This window comes from Mesorhizobium sp. B2-4-13 (assembly GCF_006658535.1).
GTDB classification, from domain to species: domain Bacteria; phylum Pseudomonadota; class Alphaproteobacteria; order Rhizobiales; family Rhizobiaceae; genus Mesorhizobium; species Mesorhizobium australicum.
Genome location: NZ_VFVB01000007.1, coordinates 214,282 through 232,886 on the forward strand (window position 1 = coordinate 214,282; position 18,605 = coordinate 232,886).

An 18,605-nucleotide genomic window follows, 5' to 3' on the forward strand; every position below is an offset into this window, starting at 1 on the left:
GCAGAGCCTCGATGGCGGGTCCGGGCGACAATACGCGCAACAAGTCCAAGACGGGGTCTGAAGCCGACAGCTTCAAGCGCGCCGTCACCGTCTGCATGCGCGCCATTGCCGGCGACAAGGAAATGGAAGTCGGCTTCGCCAAGGACAGGCCGGCGCTGGCGGGCAGCCGTGCGCGGCTGCCCGAACTGCCCAAGAAGGCATCGAAGTCCGACATCGCGATTACCCGCGGGCTCGGCGATTCCATGGCGTTGAAGCGCGCCTGCCATGATGTGCGCATCCACAGCAGACTGGCGCCGGAAGGCAAGGCCGCCCGTGCCATCTACGACGCGGTCGAACAGGCCCGCGTGGAGGCGATCGGCAGCCGCGCCATGCAGGGCGTCGCCGACAATATCGGCTCGATGCTGGAGGACAAATACACCAAGGCCAACCTCGTCGACGTCAAGGACAAGGCCGACGCGCCCATCGAGGAGGCGCTGGCGCTGATGGTGCGCGAAAAGCTGACCGGCCGGCCGGTGCCGAAGAGCGGCGAGCGGCTGGTCGAACTCTGGCGGCCCTGGGTCGAGGAGAAGGCCAAGGCCGACCTCGACGGCCTGTCGGAAAAGCTCGAGGACCAGCAGGCCTTCGCCCGCGTCGTGCGCGAGATGCTTGCCTCCATGGAAATGGCCGAGGAACTCGGGGACGACCAGGAAACCGAAGATTCCGAGGACAATGACGACAACCAGCCGCAAGGCGAGGAACAGAGCGAGGAGGGCGGCGAAGACGCTTCCGGCTCCGAGCAGTCCCAGTCCGAGGACGCCGAGGCATCGGCCGACGACGAGCAGGCGGCCGAGACCGAAGCCTCCGATGCCACCGCCGACGATCTGTCCGATGATGACGATGCCGATGCCGAGACGCCCGGCGAGGCTAGGCGCAACGACAATCCCTTTACCAATCTGCCGAAGGAAATCGACTACAAGGTTTACACGTCAGCTTTCGACGAGACGGTCGGCGCGGAGGAGCTCTGCGAAGAGGAAGAACTCGACCGGCTGCGCGCTTTCCTCGACAAGCAACTTGCCAATCTGTCGGGCGTGGTCGGACGGCTCGCCAACCGGCTGCAGCGCCGGCTGATGGCGCAGCAGAACCGGTCCTGGGATTTCGACCTGGAAGAGGGCTATCTCGACCCGGCGCGGCTGGTGCGCGTCGTCATCGATCCGATGCAGCCGTTGTCGTTCAAGCAGGAGCGCGACACCAAGTTCCGCGACACGGTGGTGACGCTGGTGCTCGACAATTCCGGCTCGATGCGTGGCCGGCCGATCACGGTCGCCGCCACCTGTGCCGACATTCTGGCGCGCACACTGGAGCGCTGCGGCGTCTCGGTCGAGATCCTCGGCTTCACCACGCGGGCCTGGAAGGGCGGACAGGCGCGCGAGAAGTGGCTGAAGGACGGCAAGCCGCCGAACCCCGGCCGCCTCAACGATCTGCGTCATATCATCTACAAATCCGCCGATCATCCATGGCGGCGGGCACGCCGCAACCTTGGCCTGATGATGCGCGAAGGCTTGCTCAAGGAGAATATCGACGGCGAGGCGCTGCTGTGGGCGCACAACCGGCTGATTGCCCGGCCCGAACAGCGCAAGATCCTGATGATGATCTCGGACGGCGCGCCGGTCGACGATTCCACGCTGTCGGTCAATCCGGGCAATTATCTCGAGCGGCATCTGCGCGCCGTCATCGAATTGATCGAGACGCGCTCACCGGTCGAGCTGCTGGCCATCGGCATAGGCCATGACGTCACGCGCTACTACAGGCGCGCCGTCACCATCGTCGATGCCGAGGAACTGGCCGGCGCCATGACCGAGCAACTGGCTTCGCTGTTTGCCGAGGAAAGCGCGAAGGATACGCGTCGCGGCGGCATGCGGCGCGCCGGATGATCTTTTCGCGAGGCGGGTTTAGGCAACCGCTTTTCGCCGCCATCGTCCTGCTCGCCGGTGTGGCTCCGGCAGGTTCGGCCGGCTCGGCTCCAGTCGAACCTGTCGCCGTCTCGGCACGCCCGATCACCGAATTCCACATTGGCCGCGCCGACAAGCAATTCGGTCCGCTCGAATTCGTCGGTGGGCTGGAAATGACCTCGCCATCGCGCGATTTCGGCGCGTTGTCGGCCTTTCGGTTTCTGAAAGCCGGCAGCGATTTCATCGGTGTTGCCGATACCGGTTACTGGTTCTTCGGCACTGTGGCCCGCGATGCCGACAGGCGCCCCGTGGGCATCCAGAATTTTCGCATGCAGCAGATGGCCGACCAGGGCGGGCAGCCGATCGACGAAAAATGGGAAGTCGACGCCGAAGGCCTCGCGGTCAAGGACGGCATTGCCACCGTCGGTTTCGAGCGCAACCACCGCGTCTCCCAGTTCAGGATCGACCCGGACAACATGAAGGCGCCATTCAGGCAGCTGGATTTCCTGGTGCCGGCGTGGGAGTTGCGGCAGAACCGCGGCTTCGAGACAGTCACCCATTCAAATGCCAATGGCCAGCATGAAGGCGGCCTAGTCGTGGTCTCGGAGAAGAGCCTCGACAAATCAGGCAACATCTACGCCGCCATTATCGAAGGCCCGCATAGGGGCGTCTTCACTGTCAAGCGCAACGACGATTTCGACATCACCGACGGCGCCTTCCTGCCGGATGGCGACCTCTTGCTGCTGGAGCGCAGTTTCACGATGGCGGGGGGCCTCAAGATGCGGCTGCGGCGCATTTATGGAGAGAGCGTCGAGAAGGGCGCGGTCGCCGACGGGCCGGTGCTGCTGCAAGCCGACATGGGCTACCAGATCGACAATATGGAAGGGCTCGATGTCTGGAGCCGGGATGACGGCGCGTTGATGGTGTCGCTGATCTCCGACGACAACCACTCGATCCTGCAGCGCAATCTCTATCTGGAATTCATTCTGCACCAGGATTGAGGGGCAGCCCCTTCGCGACGCTCATTGGCGATGTTTTTATGCGTCGGCCATTTCCGAGAATCCTGCCCTGACAAGCCAAGGGTTGCGCGGGGCTCCAGAAGTCCAGATAGATCCAAACACTGCTGCTGACGGCTCTGGTCAGGACCGCGAGCTGTTGGTGGCGATCCAGATGACATGGCGCGCACCGCGTTTGCCGTTGGCGCGCGTGTTGACTTCCTCGACAGCGAAATCTGCCTGTTTCAACCGCCGCGTGAAGCCGGCATCCGGCCCTTGCGACCATACGGCCAGGACTCCACCCGGTCTTAGGGCGGTGCGTGCGGCGGCGAGGCCAGCCACGCTGTAGAGCGCGTCATTGCCCTTGTGGACGATGCCTTCGGGGCCATTGTCGACGTCGAGCAGGATCGCGTCCCAGGCAATGGGTGCGGACCGTACGAGCTGACCGACATCGGTTTCGTGGATGGTGACGCGGGGATCATCGAGCGAGCCGGCAAAAATCTCGGCCATCGGGCCGCGCGCCCAGGCGACGACAGCCGGCACCAGCTCCGCGACGACGATCTCGGCATTGTCGCCCAATTCGGCGAGGGCAGCGCGCAGCGTAAAACCCATGCCGAGCCCGCCGATCAGGATTCTCGGCCGACGATGACCCGCAATCCGCTGGCAGGACAGTGTTGCCAGCGCTTCCTCGGAGCCGCTCAGCCGGCTGTTCATCAGCTCGTTGGTACCAAGCATGATCGAGAATTCAGAACCGCGCTGTTTCAGCCGCAGTTCCTGCCGGCCATCAGGCGTTTTCGCGGAGTCCAGCTGGATCCAGGGAATCACGGCTAGGCCGCGGCAACGGCCGGCTGGCTCCAGCGGGCGGCGAGCAGCCGGTAAGGGATCAGAGCCACGACAGCGATGATCAGTTTCACGCTGAGGTCGCCGAGCGCCCAGGACACCCAGCGCATGGCGTCGACATGAAACACGCCCATCAATGGGGCGCTCTCCAGCGCAAAACCGTCGCTTGGGCCGACGAAGGCAAAGGCGGCTGAAAAGGCGACGCCGAAGAACACGAGGGTGTCGAACACCGATCCGACCAGCGTGCCGACGATCGGCGCCCGCCACCAGCTCTGCCGGCGCAAACGGTTGAACGCGGTCACATCGAGCAATTGCGCGGACAGGAACGCCGCTCCGGAAGCCGCCGCGATGCGCACCAGCCGGTCGGCTGATGTCTCGAATTCGATCAGGCCATGGCGGAACAGGAAGGGCGGGACGAGGATCGAGCAGACCACCGCCGTCATGAAGCCGACAAAGACGATCCGGCGCGCCACGGCAGGCCCGTAACGGCGGTTGGCGAGGTCCGTGACCAGGAAAGAGAAGGGATAGGTGAAAGCGCCCCAAGTCAAAACATCGGCGAGCGACAGGCCACCGATGTGGCCTTGCATGGGAAACTGCACGAGGACGTTCGATGCCACGACGACAAGCGCCATGGCAGCCACGAAAGGCAGGTACCGCGAAAAAGAAGACATTTTTTTATCCTGGGTAATGGAACCAGCGGAGCATCATGCCGAGGCAGCGCTCGCTTCGGTACTTGAGCATCGGAGTGTCGAACCTTGCGGATCTATCCGATGCTCAGCGGCCAGCAAGGAGGTTGGCCAGGCGGTCGTCCCCCGCCTTTATCTGGATGTTACGCAGCAACCTGCTCGGCAAGCTTCTTGGCGATCTGCTTCTTCAAGAGACGCGCGCGCTGCGACAGTTCCTTGACGTCGGCCTTGGCCAGGAAGGCGTCGAGGCCGCCGCGATGTTCGACCGAACGCAGCGCGTTGGCCGAGATGCGCAGGCGTACATTCTGGTTCAGCGCTTCCGAAATGAGCGTCACATTGACGAGGTTCGGCAGGAAGCGACGCTTGGTCTTGTTGTTGGCGTGGCTCACATTGTTGCCGGTCTGGACTGCCTTGGCAGTGAGTTCGCAGGTGCGGGACATGGTTCTAACCTTCAGTTCTCTCGGGGCCTGCCAAACCTTTGTACCCGCGCCGGGTGGCGCGCGGTTCTGGTCAGGCGGCCTTATGGAAAAGTTGGCGTTCCATAGTTGCATTTCACCGGGTCGTCAAGCTCCGGCTTCCGCAGGGAAGCGCCCGGCTTTTCATATTAAGGCCGGATTTCACCGTATAAGCGGTCTCATAGGGACACGCCAGACCGGAGTCGCCCGCCTCCGGCCGAAAACCAAGGATCCGATCCCGCCATGCCTCGTTCGTCTCACGCGCTTGTTGCCGCGCTTGTCATCGCCTTGCCGACCGCTGCGTCCGCTGCCTCGCCGCAGTCGTTCAAGGGCGAATACACGGTGTCGTTCCTTGGTCTCTCGATCGCCAGATCGACCTTTTCCAGCCATTATGAGAACGGTGCCTACGCGATCGAAGGCAGTGTCTCGGCGGCGGGTCTGGCCAAGCTGTTCGACGACACGCGGGGCACGATCTCGTCAAAAGGCACGATTTCGGGCCAGAAAATGGTGCCGCAGGCGTTTCGGGCCGACTACACTTCCGGCAAGAAGGCGTCTTCGATCGACATTCGCTTTAGCAATGGCAACGTGACCTCGACGCGGGTGATCCCCGCTCCGGGCAAGCGCGATCCCAAGGCCTGGGTGCCGCTCGGCGCCGGCGACCTGGCATCGGTGCTCGATCCGATGGCGGCGACCGTCATCCATGCCGACAGCCTCGACCAGGTCTGTGGCCGCAAGGTCAAGTTCTACGATGGTGAGATGCGCGCCGACCTGACGCTGACCTACGCCTCGAAAGGAACGATCTCGGTGCCGGGCTACAAGGGCGACACCGTCACCTGCCAGATGGGTTTCGAGCCGGTGGCGGGCTATCGCAAGGGCCGCAAGGCGCTCAATTATCTCAAGAACAAAAGCCGCATGATGGTGACGTTTGCACCGCTCGGCCAAACCGGCGTATATGCGCCGATCCACGCCACGGTCGGAACGCAGATCGGCACCTTGACCATCAGCGCCAGACGGTTCGAAGCGGTACAATAAGGCACGCCACCGGGGACAGAACGGGCGCGCCACTGGAGACAAAATGGGGCGCGCAACACTGATCGGCTTTTCGGCGGTCGCCATGTGGGCATTGCTGGCGTTGCTGACGGATGCGTCCGGCAAGGTGCCGCCATTCCTGTTGTCGGCGATCACTTTCTCGATCGGCACAGGCGTAGGGCTTGTCGCACGACTGTTCATGCCGGCCACCGACAGGAGTCAAAAGACCCCTCCTCAGGTCTGGGTGATCGGCATTGCCGGCCTGTTCGGCTACCACTTCTTCTACTTCACCGCGCTGCGCAACGCGCCGGCGGTCGAGGCGAGCCTGATTGCGTATCTCTGGCCGCTGCTGATCGTGCTGGGCTCGGCGCTGATGCCGGGCGAGAAGCTGGCCTGGAACCATGTCGTCGGCGCGCTGCTCGGCCTTGCCGGCACCGTTCTGATCGTCACCAAGGGCGGCGGCCTGGCTTTCGATGCGCGCTACGCCTTCGGTTACGCCATGGCCGCCGTCTGTGCCCTGCTATGGTCGTCCTATTCCTTGCTGTCTCGACGTTTCCCGTCGGTGCCGACCAGCATCGTCACCTGGTTCTGCGCGGCAACCGCCGTGCTGTCGCTCGTCTGCCACCTGGCGCTGGAACAAACGGTTCTGCCTGACGGCGCCGGCCAGTGGCTGGCCGTGCTCGGGCTCGGCCTGATGCCGGTGGGCGCGGCCTTCTATGCCTGGGACATCGGTGTCAAGCGCGGCAACATCCAGGTGCTGGGTGCCGCGAGCTACGCGGCGCCGCTGCTGTCGACGCTGGTGCTGATCGCGGCCGGCGTCGCCGAACCGTCGCTGCGCATTCTGGCCGCCTGTGTGCTCATCACCGGCGGCGCGGCGCTAGCGGCAAAATCGCTGTTCCTGCGCAAGCCGGCTACGGAGAGCGGAGCCCGGACATCCGAAGGCGGAGCCAGGGCATCCGAAGGCGGAGCCAGGGTATGACGATGCCGTTTGCCGGGGGCATCGACGGCAACGCCAATGCGACGCTGATCTTTTCGCTGGTGGCGGCGGTGATCTATGGCTTCACGCTTGGCACGCCGCCGACGCTGGCCCGCTCGGCGGCAAAGACACTTGCCGTCGCGATGCTCGCCGTACTTGCCGCAATACAAGGCGGGCCGCTGCTGCTGGTCGCCGCCCTTGCGCTGAGCGCCATTGGCGATGCCTTCTTGTCACGCGACGGCGAAAAAGCCTTTCTGGGTGGGCTGGCCAGTTTTCTCGTCGCCCACATCGTCTATGTCGCGTTGTTGCTGCGCAGCGGTGCCGGATTGGAGTTGCTTGGCGCCGAGCCCAGGCGCGGTGCGATCGCGCTGGCCATGGCGGTGTTCGCGATCGTCATGCTGGCGGCGCTTTGGCGCCGCGTTGGTCCCGGCTTGCGTGTACCGATTGCCGTCTATGTCGTGACGATCCTGACGATGGGCATGTCGGCGCTAACGACAAGCAATGTCTGGGTGATCGGTGGCGCCGTGCTGTTCATGGCATCGGACGGGCTGCTCGCCATGGAGAAATTCTTAGTGTCGGCCGTCTCGCCGCATCGCGCCTGGATGCGTTTCACCGTGTGGGTTCTGTACTATGCCGCCCAACTGGCGATCACGCTGGGATTCCTGCTGGGCTAAATCGGCTTCGGCTGCCAGCCCGGCTCGGCCAGTTCGAAGGCGGCGAAATCAAAACCCGGCGCCACCGTGCAGCCGACCAGCGTCCATTCGCCCAGTGTGCGCGCCGATTGCCACCAGCCCGCCGGCACGGCGATCTGCGGCCGTTCACCCGCCGCGAACTCGATGCCGAGCACCTGCTCGATAATGGCGCCGCTTTCTTCCCACATCGACAGCGCCAGAGGCGCGCCGGCATAAAAGTGCCAAAGCTCGGCGGCGTCCCTGACCCGATGCCAGGCCGAAACCTGATGCTGTTCCAGCAGGAAATAGATGGCGGTCGAATGGCCGCGCGCACCGCCGGCTTCGTCGCGAAAGGTTTCCGCGTACCAGCCGCCTTCCGGATGCGGGTTCAGGGCGAGTGTTGCTATGATTTCCGCGGAACTGGTCATCGGCAGAAAGCTGGCATCAGAAATTGTCCTTGCGCTTGCGGATCTCGGCGAAGACCTCGGCATCCCCAGCCTTTTCCATGCCAAGATGCTTGCGGATTGCCGGATCGTGCCAGCGCAGGAAGGGATTGGTCGACAGTTCCTCGCCGATCGTCGTCGGCAGCGTCGGCTTGTTGTCGACCCGCAGCGCCTCGATCCGCGCAGCGCGCTCCTTCAACGCCGAATTGGTGGGGTCGACGCTCAGTGCAAAACGGGCATTGGCGAGCGTGTATTCGTGGCCGCAATAGATTGTCGTCTCGGCGGGAAGAGCCGCGAGCTTCTTCAGCGATTCGTACATCACCGGCGGCTTGCATTCGAACAGCCGCCCACAACCCAGCGCAAACAGCGTATCCGCGGTGAACGCCACTTTCGATAACGGCAGATGGTAGGAGACATGGCCAGCGGTATGCCCGGGCGTGGCGATCACTTCGATGCGCTCATGGCCGAGATGCAGGACGGAGCCTTCTTCGACGGTTTCATCGATGCCGGGGATCTTGGCCTTTTCCGCCTCCGGGCCGACGATGCGCAGCTTGAAGCGCTCCTTGAGCGCCAGATTGGCCTCGACGTGATCCATATGATGATGCGTCGTCAGGATCATCGTCGGCGTCCAGCCGGTGCGCTTGATCGCGGCCAGGATCGGCGCTTCCTCGGGCGCGTCGATAATCGCGGTCTGGCCGCTTTCGGGGTCATGCACCAGCACGCCGAAATTGTCGGTGCGGCACATGAACTGTTCGATTTCGACCGGCATCGCATTTCTCCATTTGCCGCCGCAGACATAGGGCGCCGCTGCGTGAATGTCATCCCGGATGAGAAAGCGAATGTCATCCCGGATGACAAGCAAAGCGAATGTTATCGTGGGATGTCAAATTGACATCCGCCGTGCCGGCCGCTTTGGCCTTTTGTTGAATCCGGCTGACATCACGGCTACATCCCTGACATGCATTCCGACATCGTCGACCTTCGTTCCTTCTATTCGACAACGCTCGGCCGGTTCGCCGAGCGCTCGATCACCATGGCGCTGTCGTCGATATGGGCCGCGGTGCCCAATGAGCGGCTGGTCGGCCTGGGCTATACCTTGCCCTGGCTGGAACGCTTCGGCACCGACGCCGAGCGGGTCTTCGCCTTCATGCCAGCGACCCAGGGCGCCGTGGTCTGGCCGGCGGCCGGGCCAACGGCGACGGCCCTGGTGTTCGACGAGGAACTGCCGCTGGTCGATTCCTGCATCGACCGCATGCTGCTCGTCCATTCGCTCGAACACGTCGAAAACCCGCGTGAAACGCTGAACGAGATCTGGCGGGTGCTGTCGCCGGCCGGGCGCGTCGTCATCGTCGTGCCAAACCGGCGCGGTGTCTGGGCGCGCTTCGAACATACGCCGTTCGGCAATGGGCGGCCCTTCTCACGCGGGCAGCTCACCGAATTGCTGCGTGAGGCGAATTTCACGCCCGCCGCCTGGTCGGATGCGCTGTTCTTCCCGCCATCGCGGCGGCGTTTCATGATGCGCTTCCACAATGTGCTGGAGCGCGCCGGCCGGAGGCTGTGGCCGATCTTTTCCGGCGTCATTGTCGTCGAAGCGCAGAAACGGCTCTATCAAGGCGTGCCGGTGGCCCAGCGTGCGTCCCGCCGCGTCTTCGTGCCGGTGCTGTCGCCGCATGGCGCGACACGGCTCGGCCGGCGGGCCGAGGCAAGGGGTGTGGCATCGCCCCGGCAAGTGACACCTTCGTGATCGCGATGGAAACTTGCATCGCGCCGCGTCTTTCCGACCTATCTGTCGTGCTGGGCTCGCGGAGTGGTTGAGGGGCTGCCGCCGTCGGCTCCCTTCATCCGGTTTCAGCTTCGCTACTGAACGCAAGGACCTCGGCCATGGCTGATCAATTGGACAATCAGGCCACCATTCAGCCGGTCGCCGTCGCCAGCAGCCTGCGCGATCAGGTGGCGACGATCAAGCGGGCGCTGATCGGATCGCCGGTTCGCAAGTGGTTGCTGTGGACGTCGCTCGGCATCATGGGCGTCATTATCGCGACGTCGATCGGCCAGGTCTTGCTCAACCGCTGGAACCAGCCCTTCTACGATGCCCTCGCGCGCCGCGACATGGCGGCCTTCCTGCATCAGCTGATGGTCTTTGCCATGATCGCCGGCGGACTGCTGGTGCTCAATATCGGCCAGACCTGGCTCAACCAGATGATCCGGCTGAAGTTGCGCGAGGCGCTGACGCTGGACCTGATCGACCAATGGATGCGGCCGGCGCGCGCCTTCCGGCTGGCCAATGCCGGCGCCATCGGCGTCAATCCCGACCAGCGCATGCAACAGGATGCCGCGCATCTCTCGGACCTGTCGACCGATCTTGGTGTCGGCCTGCTGCAGTCGTTCATCCTGCTCGTGTCCTTTGTCGGTGTGCTGTGGGAACTGTCTTCGGGCTTCGTCTTCCACGTCAACGGCTGGTCGCTGGCGATACCGGGCTACATGGTTTGGGCCGCGTTCCTCTATGCCGGTACCGCCTCGTGGCTGAGCTGGCTGGTCGGGCGGCCGCTCATCAGCCTCAACAGCGACCGCTATACGCGCGAAGCGGAGCTGCGCTCCTCGATGGTGCGCGTCAACGAGAATGTCGATGCCATCGCGCTGTACCGTGGGGAGGATGACGCCAAGCGACGGCTGCAACTCGACCTCGGCACGGTGCTGGGCGCCATGCGGCGCATCTACACCGCCCAGATCAATCTATCCTGGGTAACCGATACCTATGGCTGGATCACGGTCGTGGCGCCGATCCTGGTCGCCTCGCCGGTCTATTTCTCGGGGGATATCAGCTTTGGCGGGCTGATGATGGCGGTCGGGGCCTTCAACCAGGTCCACTCCTCCCTGCGTTGGTTCATCAACAACATCGGCAGCATTGCCGACTGGCGCGCCACGCTGATGCGTGTCGCCGACTTCCGCATCGCGCTCGATGAAACCGATGTGCTGCACGACAAGGAGAAGCGCATCGAATTCGCCGACAACGCCAATGGCAACCTGACGTTCGAGAAGCTTCAGGTGGCATCGCCGGACGGATGCACCAAGCTCGCCGACCAGCATGTCGAAATCCATGCCGGCGAGCGCGTCATGATCACCGGTGAACCGGGCGCCGGCAAGACGCTGTTCTTCCGCGCCATTGCCGGGCTGTGGCCGTGGGGCAGCGGGCGGATCGGCCTGCCGGCGGGTGAAACCATCATCTTCGTGCCGCGTGTGCCCTATTTGCCAGCCGGCACGCTGCGCGAGGTCCTCAATCACCCGAACGGGCATGCGCCGGCGAACGACGCCGACATTTCAGCGGTGCTTGCCGAGGTCGGTCTTGGACGGCTGTCGTCGTCGCTCGACCGCGTCGGACGCTGGGACCATGAGTTGGGCGATGACGAACAGCGATTGCTTGGCGTGGCCAGGCTCGCCTTGCGACAGCCAAAATGGGTGATCATCGACGAAGCCATGGATGCGTTCGACGGACCCTCGCTGCGGCGCGTGCTGTCGCTGCTGGAGAAGCGCCTGCCCGGCACCGCGATCATCAACATCGGGCGCGGCCAGCACAACAATCAGTTCTTCCCGCGTTCCCTGACGATCGTTAAGGATTCCGACGCGCCCGCGCTGAAACCTGCCCACGTCAGGGCGGGTGCCATCGAGCCGCCGCCAGCCGCGGCAAGCCTCCACCACAGGAAGTAGCAGTTTTTCCCCCGTTGCGGCCCGTTGCCTGGCCGCCAAGGCCCTGGCGGTCGGCATCTCGCTGCCGGACGAGAAGGAATGCGCCCTGCAACGCGCCGTGCTCGATCGCTGAGCTGTCGCCGGTCAGGCCGGTGGAATTCCAAACTTGCCACGAACTTCGTCGTAGAGGTCGCGCCGCCAGCGGCGGCCGTGGAGATAACCGTTGATCAGTTCCGGCAATGAATAACCAAGCGCATCAGACGAGCGGTTGGCCATGTATCCTGCAAATGCCTGTGGTATTCGCCCCCGGAGAATATCGGCGATGATCTGCCGCGTGATCATAAAGGGAGGGACATGGGGGTAGGAGCGAGCGATGTGCGGATGCTTACTCATCAGGATCGCGTAGGCTTCGACATAGCCGTCCCTGCGGCCTGAAATCGAATTCTGCGAATTGTGCTTCGTCCAGTCGATATCTTCCGATAATTGCGCGCCGAAGCGCTGTGCGAAGCGCAGCAGAAGCTCGCGGTCCTGCATCCGGGGAATGTCGCTGTCATAGCCGCCGATGGCCAGCAAAGCCTCGCGTCTGGCTGTTATAGCCGATCCGGCTATGAAGGCCGTCTGCGCGACCACCGCCCGCTCCAGCATTGGCGGGTTCAGGAAAGCGCCGCGGTTAACGCAGGCGGTGCCGCGGCCACCCTTCACCGAGACATATGAGGAGAGCAGGACTTCGAGCGCTGGATTGTCGTCGAACCATGCCAGCGTCCGTTCGAGCCGGTGCGGCAGGAAGAGATCGTCCGAATCAAGAAAAGTCACCACGGGCGCCCGGGCTAGCTCGATGCCGGCATTCCTGGCGGCATTGGCGCCGCGCCACTTCGCGCCGACATAGATCAGCCGGGGGTCATGGATGCGGGCGAGCGCCGCCTCGGTCCTGTCCGTCGAACCATCGTCGACGACGATATGTTCAAATCGCGGCATGCTCTGGGAAAGCACGCTTTCGACGGCGCGGAGCACTGTTTCGCGCCGGTTGTGAGTGGGCGTGATCACCGTGACGAGGGGCGCCTGTTCGGTCTTCCCGATCATATCACGTCGGTCGCCTCCAGCGCGTAAACACCCTTCGCGCCAGGTCCTTTGATCATCGGGATGGCTAAATGGATCGGACTTCCCCCTGGATGGGCCTCATCGGATTCGGTGCGACGCTACAAAAAACAACCTGCCATGTCACCCCGTCGTGCCGTCGTTCGACCGACCAGGCATGATAAATTCCAGCTCATGGCGCTTCAACTGCAACACTTTCGCACCCGCTGAAAGACGCGCGGCCACCCTCAAGGATTGGCAGTTGCGCCTGCGGGCGGCGCCCATTTCATTATCGCTTCAGCAGGAACACTGCTTGTTGGCCAAAGAAATTCCAGAACCACCATGGCATCGACAGGCCGATCTTCTGGCCGTTGGCGTCGAGCGCGGTCGCCTTCTCCACTGTCGCGCCAAGCTCTTCGCACAAATTGACGAAGTCTCGGATCGTGCAGAAGTGGATGTTGGGCGTGTCGTACCAGGAATAGGGCAGGTCGCTGGTCACAGGCATGCGGCCCTTGACGAACAGCGACAGGCGCACCCGCCAGTGACCGAAATTGGGGAAAGACACGATCGCCCGGTTGCCGATCCTGAGCAGCTCGTCGAGCACCAGCTTCGGGTTGCGGGTGGCCTGCAGGGTCTGCGACAGGACAACGAAGTCAAAGCCCTTGTCGGGATAGAATTCGAGATCGGTGTCGGCGTCGCCCTGGATGACACTGAGACCGCGCGCCACGCATTCGTTGACGCCACGCTGCGACAGCTCGAGTCCGCGACCGTCGACCTGCTTGGTGTCCTGCAGCAATTCGAGCAATGAGCCGTCGCCCGAGCCGACGTCGAGCACACGCGATTGCGGCGGGATGAGGTTGGCGACGACCTCGAGGTCGACGCGTTGGCTGCGGTTGACGCTCATGGCTTCGCCTCGTGGACGGCGCATGGCCTTGGTCCGAAACGTCTGCAACTTTTCGGGGTCATGGCTTCGCCGTTCTGTTTGGCGCACGAGCTTGATCCGAAACGTCTGCAACTTTTCGGGGTCATGCGCTGAGCCCCCTGGCGCGCGCGGCCGAGCCGATGAAGCCGTTGATGGCGGCAAACAGTTCCGGCTCGTCGAGCAGGAAGGCGTCGTGGCCGCGATCGGTCTCGATCTCGACGAAGGATACCGAGGCGCCGGCGGCGTTGAGTGCGTGGACGATGGAGCGGCTCTCTTCTGTCGGGAACAGCCAGTCCGATGTGAAGGACACCAGGCAAAAGCGCGTTTTCGTGCCGGCGAAGGCGTCGGCCAGCCGGCCGCCATGGTCGGCGGCGAGGTCGAAATAATCCATCGACCGCGTCATGTAGAGATAAGAGTTGGCATCGAAGCGGTCGACGAAGGTCATGCCCTGGTGGCGCAGATAGCTCTCGATCTGGAAGTCGGCATCGAAGCCGAAGGTCAGCGCTTCGCGGTCCTGCAAATTGCGGCCGAATTTGCGGTGCAGGGCGGCTTCCGACAGATAGGTGATATGGGCGGCCATGCGCGCCACCGCCAGCCCTTTCTCCGGGCGCTTGCCGTGTTCGAAATATTTGCCGCCATGCCAGTCCGGGTCGGCCATGACGGCCTGCCGGCCGACCTCGTGGAAGGCGATGTTCTGCGAGGAATGACGCGCCCCCGTGGCGATCGGCAGCGCCGAGAAGACGCGCTCGGGATAGCTCGACGCCCATTCCAGCACCTGCATGCCGCCCATCGAGCCGCCGAGCACGCAAAACAGTTTCTCGATGCCGAAATGGTCGATCAGCATCTGCTGCGCGCGCACCATGTCGCGGATGGTGATAACAGGCAGGTCGAGCCCGTAGGGCTTGCCGGTCGCGGGATTGGTCGAGGCCGGGCCGGTGGAGCCGAGGCAGCCGCCGATGACGTTGGAGCAGATGACGAAGAAGCGGTTGGTGTCGATGATCTTGCCCGGGCCGATCAGCACCTCCCACCAGCCCGGCTTGCCGGTCACCGGGTTGGTGCTGGCGACATGCTGGTCGCCGGTCAGCGCGTGGCAGACGAGGATGGCGTTGGAGCGGGCGTCGTTGAGCGTGCCATAGGTCTGGTAGGCGATCTGGAACGGTGACAGCAGCGTGCCGGCGTCGAGCTTGAGCGGCTTGTCTGGGCCGAAGCGCAACAGCGGGCTCGACGGGTTGTCGGCCTCGTTGTTGGTTTTTCCAGCGCGCGGAGCGGCCATAACATCCATCTCACACCTTGATCCACGCATAGGCCGCGGACAACAAAAAACCGGCATTGCCGTTGCAAAGCCGGTCACAGGATGCAAACGGCCCTTTAGCAAGTTGTTTAACGTGGCTGCAAGCCGACCGGCCAAATCACCACGGAACTGTCGCTGCCCTTCTAGAACTCGCCCGCCCTGCCGTCAATGCTGGCGTCTGGGAGTGTCTCAGTTTGAAATTGAGAACGTCGTTGGTGATTTGACGCACAGGCGAAACCGCCTATACCTCGCGGAAGGCAAGGGGGAACGCGTCCTGAAGGTTAAACTTCTCATTCTTGGATGGGTCGGCCTGTTACTCGCGGGAGTGCTTATCCTTCAAGTTTTCATGGGAGAACGCCATGGAGGGGGCTTCCTATGGGCGGCGATCATCGGCTTTACCTGGGCGATCGCTTATTGGCCGGTTACGTTGATTGTGCTCGGCTTAGGATTTTGGGCGTCAGACTGGTGGTTGAGGCAGGAGTAGACGCCCAGTCAAACCGAGACACTACCCGGCATCTGGGCTCCTTCTGCCACCACTCGACATTATCGGCCATGGCTTGTATTTCCGCTGCGGCCTCCAACAGGAGGCACTTTCGACGGATTTTGCAAAAATGAACCAGACATCGAATCAGGCACGTCCAACCCCGCGCGCGGGTATCATGGACATCGACGCCTATGTGCCAGGCAAGAGCACGGCGCCGGCCGGTGTCGCCAAGGTCTACAAACTGTCGTCGAACGAGAACCCGCTTGGTCCGTCGCCGAGGGCGATCGAGGCCGCGCGCGAAGTCGCCGCCAAACTCGACATCTATCCCGATGGCACTGCCCGGCGTCTGCGGGAGGCGATCGCCGAGGTGCATGGCCTAAATGCGCAGAACATCATCTGTTCCAATGGGTCCGATGAGATCCTCGGCCTGCTGGCGCAGACCTATCTCGCGCCGGGCGACGAGGCCATCATCACCGCCCACGCCTTCATGGTCTACAAGATCTACATCCAGTCGGCGGGTGCAGGTCCGGTGACTGTAAAGGAGACCGACGAGCGCGCCGACATCGATGCGATGCTGGCGGCTGTGACGCCGCGCACGAAAATCGTGTTCCTGGCCAATCCCAACAACCCGACCGGCACCTATGTGCCGTTCCAGGAGGTGCGCCGCCTTCATGCCGGACTGCCGGGAAACGTGCTTCTGGTGCTCGACGCGGCCTACGCCGAATATGTCCGCCGCAACGATTACGAAGCCGGCATCGAGCTGGCCGGCAGCGCCGAGAACGTGGTGATGACCCGCACCTTCTCCAAGATCGGGCTCGGCGGCGCGCGCATCGGCTGGATGTATGGTCCCCTGCATATCGTCGACGCCATCAATCGTGTACGCGGCCCCTTCAACGTCAATGCGACAGCGATCGAGGCCGGCATCGCCGCGATCCGCGACCGTGCCCATGTCGAGCGTAGCGTGGCGCATAACGAGACCTGGCTTACCTGGCTGAGCGGCGAAATGACCAGACTTGGGCTGCGCGTGACGCCGAGCGTCGGCAATTTCCTGCTCATTCATTTTCCCGACGATCAGAAGCATTCCGCGGCGGCGGCTGACGATTATCTGAGCGCGCGCGGCTATATTCTGCGGCGCGTTTCAGGTTACGGCTTTCCCAACGCGCTTCGCATGACCGTCGGCACTGAAGAGGCCAATCGCGGCGTTGTCGCCGCGCTCACGACATTCCTGAAAAGCTAGAACGTCTAAAGAGCTGGAACACCATGGCATCACCGATGTTCGAAAAGATCGCGCTGGTCGGTATCGGCCTGATCGGCTCGTCTCTGGCCCGCGTCATCCGACGCGAGGGCTTGGCTCGCCATGTCGCCATCTCGACGCGCAGTGCGGCAACGCTCAAGCGAGCCGAGGAACTGGGCCTTGGCGATTCCTACACCACCGATGCCGGGGACGCGGTGCGCGATGCCGATCTGGTCATTGTCTCCGTGCCGGTCGGCTCATCCGGCGCTGTAGCGGAGGAAATCGCGCCGGCGCTGAAAAAGGGGGCGATCCTCACCGATGTCGGCTCGACAAAGGCCTCGGTCATCGCGCAGATGCAGCCGCATGTGCCTGAAGGCGTCCATTTCATTCCTGGCCATCCGCTGGCGGGCACCGAAAAATCCGGCCCGGATGCCGGGTTTGCCGACCTGTTCGACAACCGCTGGTGCATCTTCACGCCGGTGCCGCGCACCGATCCGGAAGCGCTGGAACGGCTGTCGGAATTCTGGCGCCGCTGCGGCGCCAACATCGACACTATGGACCCGCAGCATCACGACATGACGCTGGCCATCGTCTCGCATCTGCCGCACATCATCGCCTACAACATCGTCGGCACCGCCGACGATCTGGAATCGGTGACCAAGACGGAAGTGATCAAATATTCCGCCTCCGGTTTTCGCGATTTCACGCGTCTGGCTGCCTCCGATCCGACCATGTGGCGGGACGTGTGCCTGCACAACAAGGATGCCATCCTGGAAATGTTGGCGCGGTTCTCGGAAGACCTGGCGTTCCTGCAGCGCGCCATCCGCTGGGGCGACGGCGACAAGCTCTTCGACCTGTTCACCCGCACCCGCGCCGTGCGCCGCTCGATCATCGAGGCGGGCCAGGATATCGACGCGCCCGATTTTGGCCGCCAGGCGGTCGAGCATCCGGCAAAGAGCTAGGTGATTTCAACCGGCCAGGCCGTTGCCATCATGGCGAGCGTCTCCGCCCGATCCGGCGCGCCCAGCCGGCCGCCGAAGCGCAGGCACTTGAGCGCGGCGGCCGCGCTGGCAAAGCGCAGTGCGTGCTCGACCGCCATGGCTTCCGCCAGCCCGACGGCAAAGGCGCCATGAAAGACATCGCCGGCGGCCAGCGTGTCGACCGCCTTGATCCTCGGTGCCTCGACATGGCGGGATGATCCGGCGCTTCGGTCGAACCACCAGGTACCCGCCGCGCCGCCGGTGACCGCGACGAACGCATCGGTGCGGGACGCCAAATCGATGCAGGCGGTCTCCAGATCCAGCGCGTGGCCGCATATGATGCGGACCGCCGGCTCCGAGGCGACGATGTGCGAGGCCAGCGGCAATAATCGTTCCAGCACCGCCAGGGGCGCGGTATCGGCATCGAGTATGGCTGGGCGGCCGGCGGCCCGCGCCGTCTTAAGGGCAAGCGCCGCGGCGCCCGGCCAGCGCACGTCGGCCAGTACGGTGTCGAATGCCGTTATGTCGGTGAACGGCAAAACCTCGGGATCGGCCTGCGCGCGCGCGTCGTAGAAAGGCACGATGATCCGCTCGCCATGCGCATCGACCAGGATCGAGGCCAGTGCCGAGCGGGCGCCGCTGACGCGGCGTACATGGCTGCAATCGACGCCCTCGGCCTCTATCCCGGCAATCAGCAGATCGCCGACCGGATCGTCGCCGGCGCTCGCCCATAGCGACACCTCGGCACCCAGGCGATGCGCGGCGCAGGCCGCGCTCGTGGCCATGCCCGAGGCGATCTGGATGCCGTCCGAGGCGATGAATTTTCCCTGATGCCTGGGCAGCGATTCGACACGAAGAATGGTGTCAAGCGTCAGTGCGCCGACGCTCAGCAGCTTTGCCGGCCCCGCCATCC

The 18,605-nt window shown here is 63.6% G+C and carries 19 protein-coding genes and 1 riboswitch; of the genes, 10 read left to right on the forward strand and 9 right to left on the reverse strand.

Translation table 11 applies throughout. From position 1 onward, the window contains the following. Positions 1 to 11: 11 nt before the first annotated feature. Together cobT and FJ936_RS20360 are read left to right on the forward strand one after the other, a co-directional pair. Positions 12 to 1,910, forward strand: coding sequence for a cobaltochelatase subunit CobT (gene cobT, locus FJ936_RS20355; RefSeq protein WP_141906888.1), 1,899 nt, complete (start codon positions 12 to 14; stop codon positions 1,908 to 1,910). Next, the gene (locus tag FJ936_RS20360) at positions 1,907 to 2,929 is read left to right on the forward strand and encodes an esterase-like activity of phytase family protein (RefSeq protein WP_141906889.1); all 1,023 of its coding nucleotides are present in this window, start codon (positions 1,907 to 1,909) and stop codon (positions 2,927 to 2,929) included. Before cobT ends, FJ936_RS20360 begins: the two co-directional genes overlap by 4 nt. A 138-nt stretch (positions 2,930 to 3,067) precedes the next feature. Here the strand turns inward: FJ936_RS20360 and FJ936_RS20365 are convergent, their stop codons facing one another. From FJ936_RS20365 to rpmB, 3 genes are all read right to left on the reverse strand, one after another. Further along, positions 3,068 to 3,748 (reverse strand): hypothetical protein, encoded by a 681-nt coding sequence (locus FJ936_RS20365; protein ID WP_141906890.1) that lies wholly within the window; start codon positions 3,746 to 3,748, stop codon positions 3,068 to 3,070. Positions 3,749 to 3,750: 2 nt separating this feature from the next. Beyond that, positions 3,751 to 4,434, reverse strand: a complete 684-nt coding sequence (locus tag FJ936_RS20370) for a queuosine precursor transporter (protein ID WP_141906891.1) — start codon at positions 4,432 to 4,434, stop codon at positions 3,751 to 3,753. Between the two features lie 158 nt (positions 4,435 to 4,592). Next, positions 4,593 to 4,889, reverse strand: coding sequence for a 50S ribosomal protein L28 (gene rpmB / locus FJ936_RS20375; RefSeq protein ID WP_010911765.1), 297 nt, complete (start codon positions 4,887 to 4,889; stop codon positions 4,593 to 4,595). Between the two features lie 258 nt (positions 4,890 to 5,147). Here rpmB and FJ936_RS20380 point away from each other — a divergent pair, with 258 nt between their 5' ends. From FJ936_RS20380 to FJ936_RS20390, 3 genes are read left to right on the forward strand one after another with little or no spacing between them, the layout of a single operon-like run. Further along, on the forward strand, positions 5,148 to 5,936 hold the full coding sequence (locus FJ936_RS20380) for a DUF3108 domain-containing protein (RefSeq protein WP_015315511.1): 789 nt from the start codon (positions 5,148 to 5,150) through the stop codon (positions 5,934 to 5,936). A gap of 43 nt (positions 5,937 to 5,979) precedes the next feature. Continuing rightward, on the forward strand, positions 5,980 to 6,912 hold the full coding sequence (locus tag FJ936_RS20385) for an EamA family transporter (RefSeq protein WP_141906892.1): 933 nt from the start codon (positions 5,980 to 5,982) through the stop codon (positions 6,910 to 6,912). Then, entirely contained in the window at positions 6,909 to 7,583 is a 675-nt protein-coding gene (locus tag FJ936_RS20390) for a lysoplasmalogenase (protein WP_140720211.1), read from the forward strand. The genes FJ936_RS20385 and FJ936_RS20390 overlap by 4 nt, the downstream gene beginning before the upstream one ends. Here the strand turns inward: FJ936_RS20390 and FJ936_RS20395 are convergent. Together FJ936_RS20395 and gloB are read right to left on the reverse strand one after the other, a co-directional pair. Continuing rightward, complete coding sequence (locus tag FJ936_RS20395; protein ID WP_141906893.1) at positions 7,580 to 8,008, reverse strand: cupin domain-containing protein; 429 nt, start codon at positions 8,006 to 8,008, stop codon at positions 7,580 to 7,582. The genes FJ936_RS20390 and FJ936_RS20395 overlap by 4 nt on opposite strands. 16 nt (positions 8,009 to 8,024) lie before the next feature. After that, positions 8,025 to 8,792, reverse strand: a complete 768-nt coding sequence (gene gloB, locus FJ936_RS20400) for a hydroxyacylglutathione hydrolase (RefSeq protein ID WP_140720215.1) — start codon at positions 8,790 to 8,792, stop codon at positions 8,025 to 8,027. Between the two features lie 189 nt (positions 8,793 to 8,981). Here gloB and FJ936_RS20405 point away from each other — a divergent pair, with 189 nt between their 5' ends. Then, on the forward strand, positions 8,982 to 9,767 hold the full coding sequence (locus FJ936_RS20405) for a methyltransferase domain-containing protein (protein WP_015315516.1): 786 nt from the start codon (positions 8,982 to 8,984) through the stop codon (positions 9,765 to 9,767). 137 nt (positions 9,768 to 9,904) lie between these two features. Then, the gene (locus FJ936_RS20410; RefSeq protein ID WP_141906894.1) at positions 9,905 to 11,728 is read left to right on the forward strand and encodes an ABC transporter ATP-binding protein/permease; all 1,824 of its coding nucleotides are present in this window, start codon (positions 9,905 to 9,907) and stop codon (positions 11,726 to 11,728) included. Between the two features lie 123 nt (positions 11,729 to 11,851). Here the strand turns inward: FJ936_RS20410 and FJ936_RS20415 are convergent, their stop codons facing one another. The 3 genes from FJ936_RS20415 to FJ936_RS20425 form a co-directional block, all read right to left on the reverse strand. Next, the gene (locus tag FJ936_RS20415) at positions 11,852 to 12,787 is read right to left on the reverse strand and encodes a glycosyltransferase family A protein (RefSeq protein ID WP_141906895.1); all 936 of its coding nucleotides are present in this window, start codon (positions 12,785 to 12,787) and stop codon (positions 11,852 to 11,854) included. Between the two features lie 283 nt (positions 12,788 to 13,070). Then, positions 13,071 to 13,685, reverse strand: coding sequence for a methionine biosynthesis protein MetW (gene metW, locus FJ936_RS20420; RefSeq protein WP_141906896.1), 615 nt, complete (start codon positions 13,683 to 13,685; stop codon positions 13,071 to 13,073). A 121-nt stretch (positions 13,686 to 13,806) separates the two neighbouring features. Next, the gene (locus tag FJ936_RS20425; protein ID WP_141906897.1) at positions 13,807 to 14,976 is read right to left on the reverse strand and encodes a homoserine O-acetyltransferase; all 1,170 of its coding nucleotides are present in this window, start codon (positions 14,974 to 14,976) and stop codon (positions 13,807 to 13,809) included. A 75-nt stretch (positions 14,977 to 15,051) separates the two neighbouring features. After that, a riboswitch (SAM riboswitch) is annotated at positions 15,052 to 15,129 on the reverse strand. Positions 15,130 to 15,178: 49 nt separating this feature from the next. Between FJ936_RS20425 and FJ936_RS20430 the strand changes: the two genes are divergently transcribed. The 3 genes from FJ936_RS20430 to FJ936_RS20440 all read left to right on the forward strand — a co-directional run bounded on the left by FJ936_RS20430 (position 15,179) and on the right by FJ936_RS20440 (position 17,674). Further along, entirely contained in the window at positions 15,179 to 15,478 is a 300-nt protein-coding gene (locus FJ936_RS20430; RefSeq protein ID WP_140790681.1) for a hypothetical protein, read from the forward strand. A gap of 127 nt (positions 15,479 to 15,605) precedes the next feature. Next, entirely contained in the window at positions 15,606 to 16,715 is a 1,110-nt protein-coding gene (gene hisC / locus FJ936_RS20435; protein WP_140790679.1) for a histidinol-phosphate transaminase, read from the forward strand. A 23-nt stretch (positions 16,716 to 16,738) separates the two neighbouring features. Next, complete coding sequence (locus FJ936_RS20440) at positions 16,739 to 17,674, forward strand: prephenate/arogenate dehydrogenase family protein (RefSeq protein WP_181171296.1); 936 nt, start codon at positions 16,739 to 16,741, stop codon at positions 17,672 to 17,674. Here the strand turns inward: FJ936_RS20440 and FJ936_RS20445 are convergent. Further along, complete coding sequence (locus FJ936_RS20445) at positions 17,671 to 18,603, reverse strand: sugar kinase (protein WP_140790677.1); 933 nt, start codon at positions 18,601 to 18,603, stop codon at positions 17,671 to 17,673. The two genes, FJ936_RS20440 and FJ936_RS20445, sit on opposite strands and share 4 nt — an antisense overlap. Between the last annotated feature and the right edge of the window lie 2 nt (positions 18,604 to 18,605).

Coding starts and splice junctions, on each gene's coding strand:
- cobT (WP_141906888.1), top strand. CDS start 12: ATGGCGGGTCCGGGCGACAATACGCGCAACAAGTCCAAGACGGGGTCT.
- FJ936_RS20360 (WP_141906889.1), top strand. CDS start 1,907: ATGATCTTTTCGCGAGGCGGGTTTAGGCAACCGCTTTTCGCCGCCATC.
- FJ936_RS20370 (WP_141906891.1), bottom strand. CDS start 4,434: ATGTCTTCTTTTTCGCGGTACCTGCCTTTCGTGGCTGCCATGGCGCTT.
- rpmB (WP_010911765.1), bottom strand. CDS start 4,889: ATGTCCCGCACCTGCGAACTCACTGCCAAGGCAGTCCAGACCGGCAAC.
- FJ936_RS20380 (WP_015315511.1), top strand. CDS start 5,148: ATGCCTCGTTCGTCTCACGCGCTTGTTGCCGCGCTTGTCATCGCCTTG.
- FJ936_RS20385 (WP_141906892.1), top strand. CDS start 5,980: ATGGGGCGCGCAACACTGATCGGCTTTTCGGCGGTCGCCATGTGGGCA.
- FJ936_RS20390 (WP_140720211.1), top strand. CDS start 6,909: ATGACGATGCCGTTTGCCGGGGGCATCGACGGCAACGCCAATGCGACG.
- FJ936_RS20395 (WP_141906893.1), bottom strand. CDS start 8,008: ATGACCAGTTCCGCGGAAATCATAGCAACACTCGCCCTGAACCCGCAT.
- gloB (WP_140720215.1), bottom strand. CDS start 8,792: ATGCCGGTCGAAATCGAACAGTTCATGTGCCGCACCGACAATTTCGGC.
- FJ936_RS20405 (WP_015315516.1), top strand. CDS start 8,982: ATGCATTCCGACATCGTCGACCTTCGTTCCTTCTATTCGACAACGCTC.
- FJ936_RS20410 (WP_141906894.1), top strand. CDS start 9,905: ATGGCTGATCAATTGGACAATCAGGCCACCATTCAGCCGGTCGCCGTC.
- FJ936_RS20415 (WP_141906895.1), bottom strand. CDS start 12,787: ATGATCGGGAAGACCGAACAGGCGCCCCTCGTCACGGTGATCACGCCC.
- metW (WP_141906896.1), bottom strand. CDS start 13,685: ATGAGCGTCAACCGCAGCCAACGCGTCGACCTCGAGGTCGTCGCCAAC.
- FJ936_RS20425 (WP_141906897.1), bottom strand. CDS start 14,976: ATGGCCGCTCCGCGCGCTGGAAAAACCAACAACGAGGCCGACAACCCG.
- hisC (WP_140790679.1), top strand. CDS start 15,606: ATGAACCAGACATCGAATCAGGCACGTCCAACCCCGCGCGCGGGTATC.
- FJ936_RS20440 (WP_181171296.1), top strand. CDS start 16,739: ATGGCATCACCGATGTTCGAAAAGATCGCGCTGGTCGGTATCGGCCTG.
- FJ936_RS20445 (WP_140790677.1), bottom strand. CDS start 18,603: ATGGCGGGGCCGGCAAAGCTGCTGAGCGTCGGCGCACTGACGCTTGAC.